Origin of the sequence: Streptomyces sp. HSG2, from assembly GCF_016598575.1 — a bacterium.
In the GTDB taxonomy this organism is placed as follows: Bacteria; Actinomycetota; Actinomycetes; order Streptomycetales; family Streptomycetaceae; genus Streptomyces.
The window spans coordinates 3,253,700-3,273,910 of record NZ_CP066801.1 but is presented as its reverse complement, the minus strand read 5'-3'; the positions used below and the strand labels follow the sequence as shown (position 1 = coordinate 3,273,910).

The 20,211-nt window shown below is 73.3% G+C and carries 15 protein-coding genes and 1 riboswitch; of the genes, 6 read left to right on the top strand and 9 right to left on the bottom strand.

Annotated elements, in window-relative coordinates; all coding sequences use genetic code 11:
- Positions 1-97 precede the first annotated feature (97 nt).
- Positions 98-946 carry a putative RNA methyltransferase gene (locus tag JEK78_RS14095; RefSeq protein ID WP_200259004.1) on the top strand — a complete coding sequence of 283 codons (849 nt, stop codon included), beginning with the start codon at positions 98-100 and terminating at the stop codon, positions 944-946.
- 131 nt (positions 947-1,077) lie between these two features.
- Here JEK78_RS14095 and pcrA read toward each other — a convergent pair whose 3' ends face one another.
- Positions 1,078-3,552: a DNA helicase PcrA gene (pcrA, locus tag JEK78_RS14090; protein WP_200259001.1), complete on the bottom strand. Its 2,475-nt coding sequence runs from the start codon at positions 3,550-3,552 to the stop codon at positions 1,078-1,080.
- Positions 3,553-3,789: 237 nt separating this feature from the next.
- A riboswitch (cyclic di-AMP (ydaO/yuaA leader) is annotated at positions 3,790-3,962 on the top strand.
- 8 nt (positions 3,963-3,970) lie between these two features.
- Here pcrA and JEK78_RS23385 point away from each other — a divergent pair.
- The gene (locus JEK78_RS23385) at positions 3,971-5,395 is read left to right on the top strand and encodes an NlpC/P60 family protein (protein ID WP_242483071.1); all 1,425 of its coding nucleotides are present in this window, start codon (positions 3,971-3,973) and stop codon (positions 5,393-5,395) included.
- 134 nt (positions 5,396-5,529) lie between these two features.
- Here JEK78_RS23385 and JEK78_RS14080 read toward each other — a convergent pair whose 3' ends face one another.
- The 3 genes from JEK78_RS14080 to JEK78_RS14070 form a co-directional block, all read right to left on the bottom strand.
- Positions 5,530-5,883 carry a hypothetical protein gene (locus JEK78_RS14080; RefSeq protein WP_200258998.1) on the bottom strand — a complete coding sequence of 118 codons (354 nt, stop codon included), beginning with the start codon at positions 5,881-5,883 and terminating at the stop codon, positions 5,530-5,532.
- Positions 5,884-5,994: 111 nt separating this feature from the next.
- Complete coding sequence (locus JEK78_RS14075; protein WP_200258996.1) at positions 5,995-6,705, bottom strand: response regulator transcription factor; 711 nt, start codon at positions 6,703-6,705, stop codon at positions 5,995-5,997.
- On the bottom strand, positions 6,702-7,997 hold the full coding sequence (locus JEK78_RS14070) for an ATP-binding protein (protein ID WP_200258994.1): 1,296 nt from the start codon (positions 7,995-7,997) through the stop codon (positions 6,702-6,704). Before JEK78_RS14070 ends, JEK78_RS14075 begins: the two co-directional genes overlap by 4 nt.
- A gap of 348 nt (positions 7,998-8,345) precedes the next feature.
- Here JEK78_RS14070 and JEK78_RS14065 point away from each other — a divergent pair, with 348 nt between their 5' ends.
- On the top strand, positions 8,346-9,779 hold the full coding sequence (locus tag JEK78_RS14065) for a PspC domain-containing protein (protein WP_200258992.1): 1,434 nt from the start codon (positions 8,346-8,348) through the stop codon (positions 9,777-9,779).
- Entirely contained in the window at positions 9,766-9,975 is a 210-nt protein-coding gene (locus JEK78_RS14060; RefSeq protein WP_200258990.1) for a hypothetical protein, read from the top strand. The genes JEK78_RS14065 and JEK78_RS14060 overlap by 14 nt, the downstream gene beginning before the upstream one ends.
- 39 nt (positions 9,976-10,014) lie before the next feature.
- Here JEK78_RS14060 and JEK78_RS14055 read toward each other — a convergent pair whose 3' ends face one another.
- Both JEK78_RS14055 and JEK78_RS14050 read right to left on the bottom strand, forming a co-directional pair.
- Positions 10,015-11,565, bottom strand: coding sequence for an MFS transporter (locus JEK78_RS14055; RefSeq protein WP_200258988.1), 1,551 nt, complete (start codon positions 11,563-11,565; stop codon positions 10,015-10,017).
- 128 nt (positions 11,566-11,693) lie between these two features.
- Positions 11,694-12,215: a DoxX family protein gene (locus JEK78_RS14050; protein ID WP_200258986.1), complete on the bottom strand. Its 522-nt coding sequence runs from the start codon at positions 12,213-12,215 to the stop codon at positions 11,694-11,696.
- A gap of 180 nt (positions 12,216-12,395) precedes the next feature.
- Here JEK78_RS14050 and JEK78_RS14045 point away from each other — a divergent pair, with 180 nt between their 5' ends.
- Positions 12,396-12,869, top strand: a complete 474-nt coding sequence (locus tag JEK78_RS14045; protein WP_200258984.1) for a pyridoxamine 5'-phosphate oxidase family protein — start codon at positions 12,396-12,398, stop codon at positions 12,867-12,869.
- A gap of 93 nt (positions 12,870-12,962) precedes the next feature.
- On the opposite strand, the gene guaA is transcribed toward JEK78_RS14045, so the two are convergent.
- Positions 12,963-14,543 (bottom strand): glutamine-hydrolyzing GMP synthase, encoded by a 1,581-nt coding sequence (gene guaA / locus JEK78_RS14040; protein ID WP_200258983.1) that lies wholly within the window; start codon positions 14,541-14,543, stop codon positions 12,963-12,965.
- A gap of 412 nt (positions 14,544-14,955) precedes the next feature.
- On the opposite strand from guaA, the gene JEK78_RS14035 reads away from it, so the two are divergent.
- Positions 14,956-16,170 (top strand): LAETG motif-containing sortase-dependent surface protein, encoded by a 1,215-nt coding sequence (locus JEK78_RS14035; RefSeq protein WP_200258982.1) that lies wholly within the window; start codon positions 14,956-14,958, stop codon positions 16,168-16,170.
- A 174-nt stretch (positions 16,171-16,344) separates the two neighbouring features.
- On the opposite strand, the gene JEK78_RS14030 is transcribed toward JEK78_RS14035, so the two are convergent.
- Both JEK78_RS14030 and JEK78_RS14025 read right to left on the bottom strand, forming a co-directional pair.
- On the bottom strand, positions 16,345-18,153 hold the full coding sequence (locus JEK78_RS14030) for a GMC family oxidoreductase (RefSeq protein WP_200258981.1): 1,809 nt from the start codon (positions 18,151-18,153) through the stop codon (positions 16,345-16,347).
- A 158-nt stretch (positions 18,154-18,311) separates the two neighbouring features.
- Entirely contained in the window at positions 18,312-19,940 is a 1,629-nt protein-coding gene (locus tag JEK78_RS14025) for a succinic semialdehyde dehydrogenase (RefSeq protein ID WP_200258980.1), read from the bottom strand.
- Between the last annotated feature and the right edge of the window lie 271 nt (positions 19,941-20,211).

Sequence of the window (20,211 nt, the reverse complement as noted above, 5' to 3'; positions counted from 1 at the left end):
CGCGGCGGGAACCCGGCCCCTGTTCTTCTCGCGACGGCGGCCTCTCGGAGCGCGCAAGGGCACGGTCCCTTTCCTCCACCGATGCAAGGAGTGCCTTGTGCCCGCGCCGCTTCCCCCTGCCCTCGAACGGTTCCTCGAATCACTGCGCTGCCCACTGTGCCGCGCCGGTCTCCGATCCGACCGCGGCTCACTGCGCTGCCCATCGGGCCACAGTTTCGACATCGCACGCCAGGGCTACGTGAGCCTCCTGACCGGCACCCGTGCCACCAGCGGTGACGACGCGGCCATGGTTCAGGCCCGAGACCGGTTCCTGCGCACTGGCGGGTACGCACCCATTCGCCGGACCCTGACCCGTATGGCAGCCGCCGTCCTGACCGGTCGTGGCACCGTCGTGGACATCGGATGCGGCACCGGCCACTACCTGGCCGGCGTACTCGATCAACTGCCCGACGCCCGCGGCCTGGGACTGGACACGTCGGTACGCGCCCTGCGCTCGGCGGCCCGAGCCCATCCCCGAGCCGCCGCCGCGAGCTGGGACGTCTTCCGTCCGTTCCCCTTGGTCGACCGGACGGTCGATGTGATGCTGGACGTGTTCGCCCCGCGCAACCCGGCCGAGTTCCACCGAGTACTGCGTCCGACCGGCCGGTTGATCGTGGTGCGCCCCGTCGAGCGGCATCTGGCCGAGCTACAGGCACGGATCCCCGCGATGGTCACGATCGACCCGGACAAGGAACAGCGCCTGCAACAGGCGTTGGGGCCCTACTTCCAGGCGACCGGTACCCGGAATGTCGAATACACCGCACCCCTGACCAGGCAGGAGGCCATCGACCTGGTGGGGATGACTCCGAGCGCGCGCCACCTGACCCAGGCCGACCTGAACGATCACCTTCCGCCGACCGGCCAGGTCACCGTCTCCGTCCTGGCCACCTCCTACCGGCCTCGGTGACCACGCGACTCCGGGAGGGTGGGGCGTCCGCACGAAGGCGCGCGGTCCGCCCGGGGCGAAGCGGCGACCTGGTCGTCGGCGTCCGGCGAGGGCGACGCACTCCGATACCCGACACACGGGCACCGCACTGGCTAGAGCTTCTCCACCGGCGCGTAGCGCAGCAGCAGCCGCTTCGGCTTGGTGTCGCCGAAGTCGACGGTCGCCTCCGCGTTCGCGCCCGCGCCCTTGACCGCGACGACCGTGCCGAGGCCGAACTGGTCGTGGGTGACCCGATCGCCGACCGCCAACGCGACCGTCGGCTTCTCCCCCGACCGGCGGGTGGCGAAGTCCGATCCGCCCAGGGCCGAGGAACGGGATCGCCCCGCCGGACTCGTCCCCCCGCCGGCGAGCCCGGCCGGGCTCGCGCCCGTCCGCCGCCAGTCCACGTGGGTACCGGGGATCTCCTCCAGGAACCGCGAGGGTGGGTTGTAGGACGGTTGGCCCCACGCGCTGCGGACGGTGGACCGGGTGAGGTAGAGGCGCTCGCGGGCACGGGTGATCCCCACATAGGCCAAGCGCCGCTCCTCCTCCAACTCCTTGGTCTGGCCGAGCGCCCGCTGGTGCGGAAAGACGCCGTCCTCCATGCCGGTCAGGAACACGACGGGGAACTCCAGGCCCTTGGCCGTGTGCAACGTCATCAGTGTGACGACGCCGTCACCGTCCTCCTCGTCGGGGATCTGGTCGGAGTCCGCGACCAACGCGACCCGCTCCAGGAAGTCCGCGAGGGTCCCCGCCTCGCCTTCACCCTCGCCATCGCCTCGCTCCTGCTCGAACTCCAGCGCCACCGCCGCGAGTTCCTGGAGATTCTCGATGCGGGTCTCGTCCTGCGGATCGGTGGACGCCTGGAGCTCGGCGAGGTAGCCGGTACGCTCCAGCACGGCCTCCAGCACCGTGGCCGGCCCGGCGCCGGAGTCGGCGACCGTGCGCAGGTCCTCCATCAAGGTGTTGAAACGCTTCACGGCGTTCGCGGAGCGCGCCGCCATGCCGTAGGCCTCGTCCACCCTCCTGAGCGCCTGCGCGAAACCGATCCGCTCGCGCTGGGCAAGGGCGTCGATCATGGCCTCCGCACGGTCGCCGATGCCTCGCTTCGGGACGTTCAGGACACGCCGCAGAGGCACCGAGTCCTCGGGGTTGGCCAGCACCCGCAGGTAGGCCAGGACGTCCCGGACCTCCTTGCGCTCGTAGAAGCGGACTCCTCCGACGACCTTGTAGGGGAGGCCGACCCGGATGAAGATCTCCTCGAAGACCCGGGACTGGGCGTTGGTGCGGTAGAAGACCGCGACGTCCCCGGCACGGGCCTCCCCGGTGTCGGTGAGCCGGTCGATCTCCTCGGCCGCGAACTGCGCCTCGTCGTGCTCGGTGTCGGCGACGTAGCCGATGATCCGCGCACCGGCGCCCTGGTGGGTCCACAGGTTCTTGGGACGGCGGGACTCGTTGCGCTCGATGACCGCGTTGGCGGCGCCGAGGATGGTCTGGGTGGAGCGGTAGTTCTGCTCCAGCAGGATGGTCGTGGCGTCCGGGTAGTCCTCCTCGAACTGGAGGATGTTCCGGATCGTCGCGCCGCGGAAGGCGTAGATCGACTGGTCGGCGTCACCGACGACGCACAGCTCGGCCGGGGGCAGCCGGTCCGGGCTCGGCGGCGCCTCCTCCTCGGTCGCGGCGGGGCCGACCAGCTCGCGGACGAGGGCGTACTGGGCGTGGTTGGTGTCCTGGTACTCGTCGACCAGGACGTGCCGGAAGCGGCGGCGGTAGTGCTCGGCGACGTCCGGGAAGGCGCGCAGCAGATGCGTCGTCGTCATGATGAGGTCGTCGAAGTCGAGCGCGTTGGCCTCCCGCAGGCGCGCCTGGTAGAGGGCGTAGGCCCGGGCGAGGGTCTTCTCGAAGCCGTCGGCCGCACGCGCCGCGAAGTCCTCCTCGTCGATCAGCTCGTTCTTCAGGTTGGAGACCTTGGCGCTGAAGGACTTCGGCGGGAAGCGCTTGGGGTCCAGTTCGAGATCACGACAGACCAGGGCCATCAGGCGCTTGGAGTCGGCCGCGTCGTAGATGGAGAACGACGAGGTGAGACCGAGGGCGCGGGACTCCCGGCGCAGGATGCGCACGCAGGCACTGTGGAAGGTCATCACCCACATCGCGGCGGCGCGCGGCCCCACCAGCCGCTCGACGCGCTCCCTCATCTCCCCGGCGGCCTTGTTGGTGAAGGTGATCGCGAGGATCTGCCCCGGGTGGACGTCCCGCTCCGCCAGCAGATGGGCGATGCGGTGCGTGAGCACGCGCGTCTTGCCTGAGCCCGCTCCCGCGACGATCAACAGGGGGGAGCCCGCGTGCAGAACGGCCGCGCGCTGGTTGTCGTTCAGCCCTTCCAGGAGGACCGCCGGGTCCACCACGGGGCGCACCGCGCCGTTGCGGTAGTAGGCGTCGCGATCCGCGGGCGCGTCGAAGGCGCCGGCGAACAGATCGCCCGGCACCGGCTCCGGCGCGTGGTCGTCCTCGGGCGGCGGCGGGTGCTCCTCGGGGCCGCGGGGGGCCTGGAGGCTCGCCAGGAAGCTGTCGTCAAAGAGGCTGCTCATCGCGCTCCGAGTCTAGGGCGCCGCACCGACGGCCGGGTCGCGTCCGCGGGTCGCCCCCGATCGCCTCCCCTACGCGCGCGGAAGGTCGCCGACGGTCATGGTAGCGCCAGGTGCCCCCCTCGACGGCGGGTCACGAAAATGTATCGGGCATATCACCCGGCAAACTTCCCAGGTGGCATACGAGTTGGCTACGGTGCGGGCGGGCCGCACGCCTCCTCCGGCGAACGACGCCGGGCCGCGCGACCCCCGCCGAATCCTGGGCGCCCGCGCGGCTCCCGGAGCCGGGGACCCAACCGAGACCCGGGGTGAATCGACCCGCGACCCGCTTCGGGCGCGGGCCGTAGGGCAGCCTTCCGCACCGATCCGCCCGAACCCGACAGCTAACCCGGCAGGCGGAGCACGGAAGGAGTCGCCTCCCTTGGCGTCGCACCGCAAGTCCCGTCCCACGGGCTCCCGGGCCGCGGCGGCCCGCCCCCCCGCCCGCGCCGCCGATGGGCCCGCCTCCGTCGCCCTCCTCTCCCCCTCGACCTCGACCGCCGCCCCTTCCGACGGAGGTGGCCCGAGCCTCGACGAGGTCGAGCGGCGGGTCGACGCCCTCTACCGCCAGGCGGGGGCGAGGGCGGGGAAGCCCACGCGGGGCGAGAGGACCGCCCGGCAGCGCGAGCGCGTGGACAGCCTCCGAGACGAGGGCCGCGGCGCCCGAGGGGCGCGCCGGGGGGATCCGGATGGCGGTGGCCCCTCCCGGGGGGCAGGCCGGACCGGAGAGCCCGCCTCCGGGGCCTCGGCGGCCACCCGTTCGGGCACCAGGCCCCCGACGGCGGACATGCGCCCGGCGGGGGCCACGGACGGCGGGGCGGCGGTCGCCCAGGGCCGTTCACCCGCGGAGCCGTTCGGGCGTCCCGAGGTCGCCGGCGACGCCTCCTCGTCGCCGGGGCGGCGGGAACGGTCCGGGGAGTCCTCGGACTCCCCCGGGGACCTCCGGCCCGCCCCCCGGAACGACCCGCACGCGGCCAAGGCGCGCGTCGGGGAGCAGCTGGCCGCGGCGCGGCGGATGCTGGCCGACGCCGCCCGCGAACGGTCCGCGTCGAACACGACGGACGCCGCCCCGCCCTCGGTGACCGCGAACCCTGCCGGGGACGGCGAGCCGTGGGCTCGCGAGGAGCGCCGGGAGTGGCGCGGCGACGAGGCCACGTCGGTCGACGACGTCCGCGCGACGGTCGTCGGGGGCGCCGGGCCGGACGGCTTCCCCGAGGCGCCCGTCCCGGACACGGGGGCCCTCTCCCGGGAGGACGCGACCGCGACGAGCACCCGACGGACCGCCCCGGACCCGTGGGAGGCGGCCCCGGAGGCGTGGGAGACCACTCCCGGGCCCGGCCGGGACGCCGGGGAGGCGACCGCGGAAACCGGCCCGGATCCGGTGGAGGGCCCCGCCCCGCTCGGCGGTCGGGCGTCGGAAACCGTGCCGTCCGGCGACTCGGGGTACGCGCCCAAGGGCGACAAGGCGGTCGCCTTCGCCCGTGCCCAGATCGGCAAGCCGTACGTCTGGGGCGCCACCGGCCCGGGCTCCTACGACTGCTCCGGCCTGACCCGGGCCGCCTGGACCGCGGCGGGCGTGGCCCTGCCCAGGAGCACTCGGGACCAGGCCCGGGCGGGCACGGTGGTCCCCCTCTCCGAGGCGCGCCCAGGCGATCTGGTCTTCTTCTCCGACGACCCCGCCCACGTGGGCGTCCACGTGGGGAACGGCATGATGATCCACGCGCCGGGTCCGGGCTCGTACGTGCGCGAGGACTCCGTGGTCCTCGACGGGGAGTCCACGGTCCGCGGCGTCGTGCGACCCGCCTGAGCGAACGTCCCGCCGAAGCGACGCGCCCCGCCCTCCGTCGGGACCACGACGGGGGGCGGGGCTCGGTGCGGGGTCCGCGACCGGGGGTCCGCCGTCCCCGGGCGGGAGGGCGGCGGCGGGAGCGGGGCGGGCGCTCAGGTCCAGAGGACGGCGATGAAGACGTTGGCGACGGTCAGCAGGCCCACGAGCCCGAACAGGCTCTTTCGCACCCTCTCCTCGTCCCGCTTCACGTAGACGAGTCCGAGGATCACGACCAGCAGCGCCAGTTTCACACCGACCTTGACGTTGTCGACCGGCCGCCCGTCCGCCTCGTTCAGGCCGACCAGGACCATCCCAGTGATCAACATCGTCAGGGCGCCGTGGAGCATGGCCGGGGTGTAGCGGGCGAGGCCCTGGCCCATCGCCTTCGTCTGGGTGAGGAATCCGCCCAGCAGGGCCGCGATGCCGATGACGTGCAGGCCGACGAAGAAGTGGATGAGTACGTCCATGCCCGGAGCCTACGCAGCGCTCCGAGGGCGGCCCGCACCGGCCCGGCGAAGCCCCCGGCGCCGCCCGACGCGCAGGCCCCGGCGGCGGACGCGCCCACCGCCGACCGGTGGTCAGACCAGCCGACGGGCGGTGGCCCAGCGGGTCAGCTCGTGGCGGTTGGACAGCTGGAGCTTGCGCAGGACGGCGGAGACATGGGACTCCACGGTCTTGACGGAGATGAAGAGCTGCTTGGCCACCTCCTTGTAGGCGTAGCCCCGGGCGATCAGGCGCAGTACCTCGCGTTCGCGCTGGGTGAGCCGGTCGAGGTCCTCGTCGACGGGCGGGGCCTCGGTCGAGGCGAAGGCGTCCAGGACGAACCCGGCCAGTCGCGGGGAGAACACCGCGTCGCCCTCCTGCACCCGGAAGACGGAGTCGACGAGGTCGTCCCCGGTGATGGTCTTGGTGACGTAGCCGCGGGCGCCGCCGCGGATGACGCCGATGACGTCCTCGGCGGCGTCGGACACGGACAGCGCGAGGAACCGCACCGGACGCTCGGAGTCGGTCGCGAGCGCGGCGCAGCGGCGCAGCACCTCGACACCGCCTCCGCCCGGGAGGTGCACGTCGAGCAGGACGACCTCGGGTCGGGTCGCGGTGATCACCGTGACCGCCTGCTCGACGTCCGCGGCCTCCCCCACCACCTCGATACCGGTCCGCCCGGTGTCGCCGATCTCCGCCTGGACACCGGTCCGGAACATGCGGTGGTCGTCGACGAGGACCACCCGCACCCGCCGTCCGGCGGGGTCTTCGACCGGCCCCCTCGTCGTCCCGGTGTGCTCGCTCATGACGCCTCCGCCCTCTCCGTCTCCAGCTCGATCTCCGTGCCCCCGCCGGGCACCGCGCGCAGGCGTGCCGTCCCCCCGTTGCGCTCCATCCGGCCGATGATCGATTCCCTGACGCCCATGCGGTCGGGGGGGATCGAGTCGAGGTCGAAGCCGGGGCCCCGGTCGCGCACGGACACGAAGACCCGGTCCGACTCCACCTCGGCGTAGACCTGGACGGCACCGCCCCCGCCACCGTACTTGGCGGCGTTCACCATCGCCTCGCGCGCGGCCTGGGTCAGCGCGCGGATCCTGTCGTCCAGGGGACAGTCGCCCACGACCACGACCTCCATCGGGACGCCGTGTTCGTCCTCGACCTCGGCGGCGACGCGGCGGACGGCGTCGGCCAGGGTAGTGGGCTCCTCTTCCTGGTGCTTGCCGTTGCCCTCCGGTCTGTAGAGCCAGGCGCGCAGCTCGCGCTCCTGGGCCCGCGCGAGCCGGCGGACCTCGCTCGGGCTGTCGGCGTTGCGTTGGATCAGGGTCAGCGTGTGCAGGACCGAGTCGTGGACGTGAGCGGCGACTTCGGCGCGCTCTTGGGCGCGGATGCGCATCAGCCGTTCCTCGGAGAGGTCCTGCGTCATCCGCACCAGGTACGGGCCGGCGAGGAGGGCGACGCCGACCAGCACCGCGAGGGTGGCCTGGAGGATGGAGCCGAGCTGCGCGGAACCGCGGAGCACGAGGATGCCGGTCACTCCGGCCGTCACCAGCAGCACTCCGGCCCCGGTCCGCAGGAGGGCGACCGTGCTCCCCCGCCGACCGACCTCGACCCAGCGCGCGCGGCGGGCGTCGTCGGCCTGCCTCCAGACGAGGGCGACGCCGGCGCCGACCAGGACGACGGGCCAGAGGTAGAGACGGACTCCGCCGCCGAGTTCGACGTTTCCGGCGAAGACCAGGGCCACGACCACCATCAGCAGCAGGGCGACGAGTTGTCCCCGGTCGGGGCGGCGTGCGATCAGCCTGCGGCGACCGTCCGGCGCGGTGTCGGTCGCCACCATCGCCGGCGGCCTGCGGGGGTCGACTCCCCCGACGCCGAGCGGAACGAAGAACCAGAACGCCGCGTACAGCAGGGCCCCGAGTCCGTCCGCCATGAAGAGGCCGACGAACACCAGCCGCACCCAGGTCACCGGCAGCCCGAGGTGTCCGGCGAGCCCTCGGGCCACGCCGCCGAGCCAGCGGCCGTCGCCGCTGCGGTAGAGCTTGCGCGAGGGCCGTGGTTCGGCGGGCGGCTCTCCCGCGCCCACTGCTGCGTCCGGCATGTTCTCGATGATCACACGCCCGCCCGGCCACGACATCAGGGTCTCCCCGGAGGCCTCCCTGACACGGTCCTCTTCGATCGTCGTCGTCGGCGGAGGTTCCGCGCGGGCCCGGCCACGCCCTCCGGCCGCCCGAGGTCGCCCGCCCGGACCGACCCACGGCTGTCGAGCCGCCCGACGTCGATAGCGCCACCCGGACCGCGTTCGGCGCCCGGCAGCGGGCCTGCCCCCTCCGGGCGGAACGCGTCCGCCCGAGCGGCCGTTCGACAGGGTCGACCGGGGTCGGATTTCCGGGTCGGGTCAGGGTCCTCCGCACCGCGGTCGGCGGTTCGCTCCGGTCACCATGGAGGCATGTCAGAGCACGAGAACGCCGCGCACGGCCTCGAACCGGGTGCCCGGCCGGCAGCGGAGCCGCTCGGCGACGTTCCCGCCGGGGGCACGGGGGCGGGCGCCGAGAGTCCCGGAAGACCGGACTCGTGGGCGCCCCTGCGCCGAGACCGCTCGCACCGACTGATCGCCGGCGTGTGCGCGGGGTTGGGTCGGCGGTACGACATGGACCCGGTGATCTTCCGGATCGCCCTGCCGGTCCTCGCCGTGACCGGCGGTTTGGGTCTGATCTTCTACGGATTCGCCTGGCTCCTGGTCCCCTCCGAGGACGAGGAGGAGAGCGAGGCGCGCAAGCTGTTGACGGGCAGGGTGGACGCGCCGACGCTGGCGGCGTTGCTCCTCTCCCTGGTCGGCTGCGGGCTGTTCCTCGCGATGCTGAACACCGGGGGGGTGCTCAGTTTCGCGGTACTGCTCTCCCTGGTGCTGCTCGGGGCGGGGCACTGGTCGCGTCGGCGCGGCCTGCCGGGTCCGGACCCGCTGGCGGCGCAGACCGCCGCGGAGGCTCCGCCGGAGGCCCAGGCACCCCCGGTGCCGCCCGTGCCCACCGCCGGGGCCTCCTGGTGGCGGGCCTCGCTCGTCGAGGACGGCGGGGTGACCGCCGGGGACCCGACCGGCGAGGGTCGGCGGGGCTCCCCTTCCGGCGGTGGCGAGGCTCACTTCTGGGGCACGGGGCCGGATCGGCTCAGGGAGCGGTGGGCCGCGGCGGGTCGGTCCGGGCCCGGGGGCGGGGCGATGTCGGACGGGAAGCGGGCTCGGCGGGACCGACCGCGATGGATCGGAGGCTGGGTGTTCCTGGCCGCCGTGGCCGCGGGGGGGCTGGCGACCGGCCTGGCCTGGGCGAGCCAGCCGGCCCTGACCAGCGTGCGGTTCGGGCTGGCCGCCGCGCTGACGGTCTTCGGCGTCGGCCTGGTGATCGGGGCCTTCCGCGGGAGGTTGGGGGCGGGGACGATCGTGGTGGCGGTCGTCACCGCCGCGTTGCTGGCGGCGACGGCGGCGCTCCCCGCGGGCGCGGGCGACGAGTGGGCGCGGCCCACCTGGCGGCCCACCGCCGCGGCGGAGGTGCGCGAGGGGTACGGGTTCGCCTCGGGGGAGGGCACGCTGGATCTGTCCGGCGTGTCGGTGCCCGCAGGGGAGACCGTCCGCACCCGTGCCGAGGCGGACCTGGGGAGAATCCTGGTGATCCTGCCACCCGACGCCACCGCGCGGCTGAGCGTCTCGGTCGGGCTGGGCGACCTGCTGCTGCCGGAGGAGGATCGGGGCGACGCGGACGTGGCTCCGGGACGACACCGGGAGCTGACGCTGTCTCCGACGCGACCCGGCGAGGAGGCGGGCGGGGTCCTGGACCTGGAGGTGCGCGTCGGCGTCGGAGAGGTGGTGGTGAGTCGTGCCGAGCCGTGAGTTCTCCCCCGGACGCCTGGTGGCCGGGATCTTCCTGACCCTGACGGGTGTGGTCTGCCTGGCCGACGCGGCAGGCGTGTGGGAGGTTCCCTGGTTCGCTCCGGGACCGCTGGTCGCCGGCGGGCTGCTCCTGGCCGGGGTGGCGGCGCTCGTCGGTCGCGCCGCGCGGCGCCGGCGTCGGCCCGGCCCACGGTGACGGGAACGGCCCGGCCGTCGGGACCCGTGGGCGGGCGGCCTACGAGCCCGCTCGGACCCGGCGGTCGGCGTCCCGGGGGAAGAGGGCGAGGAGCACGCCCAGCACGAGGACGGCTACCAACGCCGCGACGCCCATGCTGATCTGACTGGCCCGCACGAACTCGCGCTCCGCGAGGTCGGCGACCGGCACGTCGAAGTACCGGACGATCGCGCTGACACCGTTGGTCGCCGGGTGGGCGTTCGCGTCGTGCCCCTCCTCCTCACCGGCCCGGAGATCCTCGTCGAAGTCCTCCCCGAGGGTGAGGCCGAGCCACCCCGTCAGCACCGTGCCCAGGGCGGCGAAACTCAGCGCTCCGCCGAGCGGCTGCTGGGTGTTCACGATGCCGGAGACCATGCCCGACCGACCTCGGGGGGCGTTCCGGAGGGTGACCGACACGACCGGGGTGATCAGAAGGGCCGAGGCCACGCCGACAAGGGCCATTCCCGCCGGAACGGCACCCCCGCCGAGCGGAAACCCGAAGATCATCAGGAAGAGCCCGAGCACCATGGCCACTTGGCCGAGCAGGAGCGTCGAGCGCAGGCCCGCCCGCGCGGTGACCCACCCCACCCGCAGGGCGACGACCGTGTACCCGATGGCGAAAGGCAGGACGAACAAGCCGATGAGCAGCGGCGAGAGTTCGCGGATGTTCCGGTAGTACTGCACGGCGACGAAGTAGACGCCTTCGTTGCAGAAGGCGGCGAAGAACAACACCGTCACCGAGAGCGAGTTCAGCCGGTCACGGAACAGGCTCACGTCCAGCATGGGCTCGCGGGCGCGCGCCTCGCGGAGGAGGAATCCGACGAGCCCGGCCGCGGTCGACGAGCACAGCAGCAGTGTCGGCCAGGAGGTCCATCCGAACGAGCGCCCCTGGATGAGCACCAGGGTCAGCGCCGTCACCGTGAGAACGAAGAGAACCTGGCCCCACCAGTCGAACGCGACCCGCCCCCCGAGGCGGGAGTCGACGACCCCGCGCCAGGTGGCCGCCGCCGCGCACGCGGCGAAGGGGAAGGCCGCCAGGAAGGCGCTGCGCCAGCCCGTCGTCTCGGTCAGGAACCCTCCCAACGGAGGCCCCACCGCGACCGCCGTACCGCCCACGGCCACCCACCCGCCCACGGCCCGCGCGGCGGTGGCCGGGGATCCGCCGACCGAGCCGACCAGGGCCAGGGAGGTCACGAGCACGGCGGCGCTCGCCGCCCCCTGCACCCCCCGCACCGCCAGCAGCACCGGGATGCCCGGTGCGAGGGTGGCGCACACCGAGCACGCCATGAACAGGAGCAGACTCGTGGTGTAGACGCGCCTCACGCCGAGGGTGTCGGCCAGTGTGGCGGCGACCATCACCGTGGCGGCCATGCCGAGGCTGTAGACGCCCGCGAACCACTGGAGGCCGGACTCCCCCAGCTCCAGCCGGCCCCGGATGTCGAAGGCGGCGATGTACGTGATCATGAGGTTGGCGTTGATGGCGAACAGACCGCAGTACGCCGCGACCAGAACCCTCCGCCGCGCCTTCCCACCATCGCGCTCGCTCGCGACAGGGGTGTTTCGGGGCGACATGGGGCGCATCCTGACATCTCACCCCTGCGGAAGGGGGGAGACGCGCGCGCACCACGCCGTGGAGGCGGGCCCGGGGTCGGCCCGACGAACACCGCCGGGCGGCCTGCTTCAGGACATCGGGCCGACGCTCACCACGCCCCGGGCCGAAACCGGCGACGACGGGCGGCGAGGCGGGCGTCGAGCGACCAGTACGGGGCCCCCGCCAGCACCAGGGGCACCCAGCAGATCAGGTACGGGAGGTCGTTGCCGTAGTAGTAGGGATCGGCGGCCCAGCTCACGGTCAGCCAGAGGCTGAGCGAGATCAGCGCCCCGCCGAGGGCGGCCACGCGGGCCAGCAGCCCGACCAGCGTCGCCAGGCCGACGGCCAATTCGCCGCAGGCGACGACGTATCCGAACCCGACCGGGTTCGCCAGACCCAGATCGACGAGCGCGGGCACGGCCGAGGAGTCGCGGACGGCCCGCATCAGATCCCCGATGGAGCCGGCACCCGAGTCCCGGAGGAAGGCGCCGTCGGTCAGTTTGTCCAACCCCGCGTAGAGGAAGGTGAAGCCGAGGAAGAGGCGCAACGGCGCCAAGGCGTGGCGGCTCGCGGTCTCCCGCAACCCTCCCCGGCCCACCGTTCGCCCGTCCGTGTGACTGCCGTGGGTCATCACCGAAAGCCGCCTCTCGCCGCTCCGTCCGGGTCCTCCGCACCATACGTGCGTCGCGGGGGCCCTCCGCAATCCTGCCGTCCGGGTACTCCGCGGCCGGCGCGGCGGGGCCGGTCGCCCGCGCGGACTCGCCGGGGATACCGGACGGAGGATGTCCGGTATCGCGCGGATACTCTCGACATGACAGCGAACTGGGCGCGGTTCAGCGCCGCCGAACCCGATCTCGCGGCGACCGTGGAGGCACGCTTCGCCGCCTACCGGCACCACGTCCTGGCGACCCTGCGCCCGGACGGCTCGCCCCGCACGTCCGGGCTGGAGGCGCGATTCTCCGACGGCGAGGTGTGGCTCGGCATGATGGCCGACTCGGCCAAGGCGCTCGACCTGCGCCGTGACCCCCGCTTCGCGCTCCAGGCCAACCCGGGCGAGGGCACCGGGATGGGCGGGGGCGACGTGCGGATCGGGGGACGGGCCGTCGAGGTCGCGGAGGAGCGTCGCAGGGCCGTCTACGGCGAAGAGGCGGAAGGGCTGGAGCCGTTCCACCTCTTCCGCGTCGAGATCACCGAGGTCGTGCGGACCTCGGTCGAGGACGGGACGCGACTCCTCGTGCAGGTCTGGAAGCCGGGGCGGCCCGTGCGCGGCGTCCGCCGCACGTGAGCGCCCCCTCGGCGCGGGGCTTCGCCGGGGTGTCGGCGCAGCGCTCCCACGACGTGCCCGGCCGGTTCGAGGCACGCCGCCGTCAGGCGCGCCTCACTCCCACTCGATGGTGCCCGGCGGCTTGCTGGTCACGTCCAGCACGACCCGGTTCACGTCGGCGACCTCGTTGGTGATCCGTGTCGAGATCCGCGCGAGCACCTCGTACGGGAGTCGGGACCAGTCGGCGGTCATGGCGTCCTCGGAGGAGACCGGACGCAGGACGACGGGGTGACCGTAGGTCCGCCCGTCCCCCTGGACGCCGACGGAGCGCACGTCGGCGAGCAGGACCACCGGGCACTGCCAGATGTCGCGGTCGAGGCCCGCGGCCGTCAACTCCTCGCGGGCGATGGCGTCGGCTTCGCGCAGCAGGTCGAGTCGGTCCCGGGTCACCTCCCCGACGATGCGGATACCGAGGCCGGGGCCGGGGAACGGCTGTCGCTGCACGATCTCCTCCGGCAGCCCGAGTTCCTGACCGACCATCCGGACCTCGTCCTTGAAGAGTCGGCGCAGCGGCTCCACGAGCCCGAACTCCAGGTCCTCGGGGAGCCCGCCGACGTTGTGGTGCGACTTGATGTTGGCCGCTCCGGTGCCGCCACCGGATTCGACGACGTCCGGGTAGAGGGTCCCCTGGACGAGGAACTCCACCGCCGGCCCCTGGTCGGCGACGATCTCCGCCTGGGCCCGTTCGAAGACCCGGATGAACTCCCGTCCGATGATCTTCCGCTTCTCCTCGGGGTCGGAGACCCCGCGCAAGGCGTCCAGGAACCGCTCGGCGGCGTCCACGACCTTCAACTGGACACCGGTCGCGGCGACGAAGTCCTTCTCGACCTGCTCGGTCTCGCCCTTGCGCATGAGTCCGTGGTCCACGTAGACACAGGTCAGCCGGGAGCCGATGGCCTTCTGGACGAGCGCGGCGGCGACGGCCGAGTCCACCCCGCCGGACAGACCGCAGATCGCGCGACGGTCGCCGACCTGCTCGCGGATCGCGGCGATCCGCTCCTCGATCACGTTGCCCATGGTCCACGACGGCGCCAGGCCCGCGCCGCGGTAGAGGAAGTGCTCCAGTACCTGCTGCCCGTGCGTGGAGTGCATCACCTCGGGGTGGTACTGGACGCCGTACAGCCTGCGGGCGTCGTTCTCGAAGGCGGCGACCGGCACGATGTCGGTGGAGGCGGTGACGGTGAAGCCCTCGGGGGCGGCGGAACAGGCGTCGCCGTGCGACATCCACACCGACTGCTCGGCCGGGGTGCCCTCGAAGAGGGTGGAGGACGGGCGGGAGACGGCCAGTCCGGTGCGGCCGTACTCGCGGGAGCCGGTGTTGTCGACCGTCCCCCCCAGGGCCTGCGCCATCAACTGGAACCCGTAGCACATGCCGAAGACCGGCACGCCCGCCTCGAAGAGCGAACGATCGACCGTCGGGGCCCCCGGCGCGTACACCGACGACGGGCCGCCGGAGAGAATGATCGCCGCGGGCTTGCGCGCGAGCATCTCCTCCACCGGCATGGTGCTCGGTACGATCTCGCTGTAGACCCGGGCCTCGCGGACGCGACGGGCGATGAGCTGGGCGTACTGCGCGCCGAAGTCGACGACCAGGACGGTGTCGGGGGCGGCGGCAGCGGGAGGCGCTGATGACACGAGGTGCCTTCCGGCGGTGGGGCGGGGTCTGACGCTTGCCGATTCTACCGAGGGACCGGGCCGCCCGGTGCGGCACCGGCGGACCCCGACGGGAGGCACGGCCGCCGCCGTTCCCCCCGAGCGTCCAACGGGAGGAACGGCGGCGAGGGGGGACGCCGCAGCGTGCCCCGCCGGGCGCACCGACCCGCACCACCCGGCGCCCGAAGAGGCCACCCCCTGTCGGAATCGGTCTCAAGTCGACCCAGCCGAGAGGAAGTGACGCAGGACACATAAGAATGCTGTCAGCTTTGCACAACCATTCGAGGGTCTCGATGATCACACCTTCCGACCCAAGGGCCACGTCCGCACCCCGCGACGTCGCCCATCAGCGCGTGCTGCGCCCGCCGCAGCACTCATGACTCTCGAGGTCTTCATGAAGCTTCGCCGCGCCATGGGCGTCGCCGCCGCGACGACCGTTCTCGCGCCGCTCGCCCTCCTCTCGGCCCCGGCAGCGTTCGCGACGGGCGACGACCCCGCCCCCTCCACCGGCGTCACCGCCCCGGAGGACACCACGCCGAACGACTCCACGTCCGAGGGGACGGACGCGGGCGGCGGCGAGTCCCCCGCAACCGGCGGCGAAGCCGACGGTGAGCAGGACTCCCCGTCCGAGGAGGACACCTCCGGGGGCGACCCCACCGGTGACGAGACGACCGGTGACGAGACGACCGGGGAGGGGACGACCGGGGAGGACGCCACCGGGGAGAACTCCGGCGACGGCGATGCCACTGAGGAGAACTCCGAGGGCGCCGGCAGCGGCGGCGAGTCCGGCGGGGACGAGGAGACCGGCGAGGAGGAGGCCGGCGAGGAGGAGGCCGGCGAGGAGTCGAAGGACGAGTCGGACACGCCCGGCGAGCCGACCTGGGACCCCTACGCCTCCTGCGAGGACCAGGACTGGGACGAGAAGATCAGCTCGACCCTCTCCGGGCTGCCGAACACCATCGTGGCCGGCACCGGCTGGCACGAGTTCCGGTTCGTCGTCGAGAACGGCACCGACACGGACCTGAAGGACGTCTGGGTCGAGGCCTACACCGAGTACCTGGAGACCAACGACGAGGACGCCTCGCTCTACATCGACCTGGCGGAGATCGAGGTCAAGGAGAACGGCCGGTGGACCTCGGCCTTCCAGGAAGGCATCGAGTTCGACGGTGAGTCGTTCGACTTCTCCGGTTCCTTCGTCGGCATGGTCGGCACCCTGGAGAAGGGCGCCACCGTCACCTTCGACATGCGCGTGCGGATCGACGAGTCCGCCCCGGCGGGCACCGCCCTCGCCCTGAGCGAGGCCGTGTACGCGGGCGCCGACGGCACCTGCCGCTTCAACGGCGAGTTCTACGACCTGACCGTGCTGGGCGCCTCCAGCGACAAGCCGGACGACGTCCAGGACGCCGTGCCGAACGGTGACAGGCCCACCACCCCGGCCGACACCGCGGTGAAGCCGCAGGGTGGCGTCAAGGAGATCACCGGCAGCCTCGCCGAGACCGGTTCCAGCTCCGCGCTGCCCATGATCGGCCTGATCGGCGGCGCCGCCGTCGTCGTGGGTGCCGGCGCCGTCTTCGCGGTGAAGCGTCGCAAGACCGGTTCGCCCGCCTGACCCGCCGACGGAGAAACGACGTGTGCGACTGAGCACGTGAGCCAGGAGGGACCCGCGCTCGGAGGGGGGCGCGGGTCCCTCTCGCGTTTCCCGGCCCCGGCGACGCCGACCGGACCCCACCCGGGGCGGGTCGCGAGGAGGTGTCCACCGACGGGGCGGGCCGGCGCGTGCGCCCTACCGCCTCGGCGGAACCGGCGGCACCCCGAGAAGGGGCAGCCGCAGGGCGCCGAAGGCGTCGGTCGGCACCGCGGGCTTGCGCGGCGCGACCGGGCTCAGTCGGCGGTACGCCTCCCCCTGGCCGGGCCGCGGGTCGGGGTCTCCGTTGTTGGGCCAGTACGACATCGCCCGCTCCGCCTGGGCGGTGATGGTCAGGGACGGATTGACCCCCAGATTGGCCGAGACCGCGGCCCCGTCGACCACGGAGACCCCCGGGTGCCCGTACAGCCGGTGATACGGGTCGATCACACCGGAGTCCCGATCGGCGCCGATGGGGCAGCCCCCCAGGAAGTGCGCGGTGAACGGCCTGCCCACCACCTCGCCGAGATTGGAGCCCGGAAAGCCGTTGATCTCCTCGGCGAGAGCCGAGGCGGACTCGGTCGCCGCCCGGATCTGTCGGGGGTTGGGCGCGCCGTGGCCCTGACGGGCGGTCAACGAACCCTTGCCGAGGCCCCTCGCCCTGAGGCGGGTCGTGAGGGAGTTGTCCAGGGACTGCATCACCAAGGCGATGACGGTCCGCTCCGACCAGCGTCGATTGGACAGCGACCGCAGGGCCGGCAGCGGGTGTCGGGCCACTCGCGCGAGGTAGCCGCGCACCCGCGCGAGGCCCGGCGCGTCGTCGCCGGCGTAGGGCACCTGGACGGTGGACAGGCACCCCATGGCGTTGGAGCCCTTGCCATAGCGGACCGGCTCGATGTGGGTGTCGGCGTCCGGGTGGATCGACGAGGTGATCGCCACCCCGCGGGTGAAGTCCACGCGTCGCCGTCCGGTGGCGCGTCGGTAGCGCCGGTCGTCGGTCTGGGCTCCCACCAGGGCCTCGGAGTTGGTGCGGGTGAGCATGCCGAGCCGGTCGCTGACGCGCGGCAGGAGTCCCTTCGCCCGCATGCGGTGGAGGAGCGTCTGGGTTCCGTAGGTCCCGGCGGCCAGGACGACGTGGCGTGCCCTGAGGGTACGGCCGGGCCGGCCACGTCCGAGGCCGGCCGTGGGGCGGCAGACGACGACGTGGCCGCCGCGCCCGTCCTCGGTGACCGAGACGACCGTGGTCATGGGGTGGATCACCGCGCCGGCACGCTCGGCGAGGTGGAGGTAGTTCTCCGTCAGGGTGTTCTTGGCGCCGACCCGGCAGCCGGTCATGCACGCGCCGCATTCCGTGCAGGCGTGGCGTTCCGGCCCCGCGCCGCCGAAGTAGGGATCCGGGGCCTTCCGCCCCGGCCTCGCCCGTGTCTTCCCGTCGCTGTCCTCCCCGTCGCCGAAGAAGACGCCGACGGGCGCCATGTGGAAGGTCTCGCCGCAGCCCATCCGTTCGGCGGCGGCCTTCAGGTGCGTGTCGGACTCGGTCGTCGTCGGGTTGACCCGCACCCCCAGCATGCGCCGGCCCTGCTCGTAGTACGGCTCCAGCTCGGCTCGCCAGTCGGTGACGTCCCGCCACTGGGGGTCCTCGAAGAACGGCCGGGGCGGTTCGTACAGGGTGTTGGCGTAGTTGAGCGAGCCGCCGCCCACCCCGGCGCCGGCCAGCACCATGACGCTCCCCAGGAAGTGGACGCGTTGCAGGCCGTACAGGCCGAGGCGGGGCGCCCAGAGGTAGTTGGCGAGGTCCCAGGAGTTCTTGGGCAGCGTGTCGCGGGTGAAGCGTCGCCCCGCTTCCAGGACCCCGACCCGGTAGCCCTTCTCGGTCAGCCGCAAGGCGGCGACCGAGCCTCCGAACCCCGAGCCGACGACGACGACGTCGTAGTCGTATCCGCGTCCCTTGTCCTCACTGTCGGTCACCGATCGCTCCTGCGGCACGTGTTCTCCTCGTCGAGACGGTGTGCGGGGGTGCGGAGGCGCGAGGAACGGCCGCGCGTGTGCCTTCGGCGCGCGCCGGTCCGGGAACCCCTCGCGCGGGGGCGACCGTCCGGCCGACGCGAGCCCGGCCCGCGGCGGGCCTAGCGGAGGCGGAGCGTCTTCATCAGGATCAGGGCACGGCTCATCGCGCGGGTGTACGTCTCCTCGTCCATCCCCCGGGAGGGCGCCATCGGCAGCAGCCGCTGATGGGCCACGGTCTGCGCCTCCGTGTACTTGAGAATCCCCTCGGAGCCGTGCCGACGGCCGAGTCCGGAGTCCTTCATGCCGCCCATCGGCGACCGGACGCTGCCGTAGGCCGGGGCGTAGCCCTCGTTGATGTTGACGGTCCCGGTCCGCAGGCGCGCGGCGATCCGCCGGCCGCGCCCGGCGTCCCTCGTCCAGACGGACGCGTTCAGCCCGTAGGTCGAGGCGTTGGCGCGGTCGACGGCGTCGTCCTCGTCGGAGAAGCGGTAGACGGAGACAACGGGTCCGAAGGTCTCCTCCTCGCAGAGCGCCATGTCCTCGGTGACGCCGTCGAGGATCGTCGGCTCGTGGAAGAAGGGGCCGACGTCCGGGCGGGCGACGCCGCCCGCGAGCACCTTCGCCCCGTGCGCCACGGCGTCCTCGACGTGCCGGCGCACCGCCTGAAGCTGCCTCTCGCCCGCCAGCGACCCCATGTCCGCGCCGTAGGCGAGGGAGGCGCCGAGCCGCATCGCGCGGGTGCGGGCGACGAACCGGTCGAGGAAGGCGTCGGCTATGGACTCGTGGACGTACAGGCGTTCCACGGAGATGCAGAGCTGCCCGGCGGAGGAGAAGCAGGCACGGACCGCGCCGGCCGCCGCCTTGTCCACGTCGGCGTCCCGCAGCACCAGCATCGGGTTCTTGCCGCCCAGTTCGAGGGAGACCCCGACCAGCCGCTCCCCCGCCGACCGGGCCACCTCCCGGCCGGTGCGGGTGGAGCCGGTGAAGGACACGTAGTCCGCGTGGCGGACGACCTCGGGCCCGACGACCGGCCCTTCCCCGAGGACGACCTGGAAGACGCCCGGCGGGAGACCGGCCTCGACCAACAGGTCGCGGGCCCACAGCGCGGTGAGGCAGGTCTCGGTGTCGGGCTTCATCACGACGGCGTTGCCCGCGACGAACGCGGGGAGGGCGTCGCCGACGGACAGTTCCAGGGGGTAGTTCCAGGGGGCGATCTGTCCGACCACGCCGCGCGGATGCCGCAGCTCGGTGGCCTTGGTCAGCACGGGGACCGCTCCGACGTGCCGCTTGGGGCGCAGGTAGGAGTCGGCCCGGCGGCCGTAGTGGCGGGCGGCCATCGCGACCGCCATCACCTCCTCGAACGCGTGCAGCCTCGCCTTCCCGGTCTCCAGCTGGATCAGGTCGAGGACCTCGGCCTGCCGCTGGAGGACGAGGTCGTGGAAGCGGAGCAGGACGGCTGCGCGCCGGCGCACCGGGACGCGGGCCCACCCTGCCTGGGCGGCTCGTGCCCGGTCGAAGGCGTGGGCGACGTCCTCCGGCGTCGAGGCGGGCAGATCGGTCAGCTTCTCGCCGGTCAGGGGGGTGTGGCCGGCGGTGCGTCCCGATCCGACGACGTCCTTGACGAGGCGGGCGACGAGTGCGGGGGTGACCACGTCCGCCGCGGTCCGGGCGCCCGCCGGGGCGGGCGCGAGGGGGTTGCCGCCGGCCGTCGGGGTGCCGGTCTCTTCCAGGGCCTGCGCGTCGGTCATGCCACGCAGCCTAGGGTGCCGAAGGCGCTTTGGGTACCCGTCGGTAATCGACCCCCGTCACACCCGCCCTGTTCTCTTCGGACGCGGTCGCGTCCGGCCTGGTGGAGGGCGCGCGTGTCCGCGCGGACACCGTGCGTCGCCTCCCGCGGCCCCGGGGCTCCGGGTGCCGCGCGGCGTCGGCCCGGCGAAGAGGCCGGCCGTCCTCGACGACGCAGCGGGCCGGCCGTAGGCGCCCGGTCTCGGTCAGGGGCGCACTACGGTGGGGAGGGCC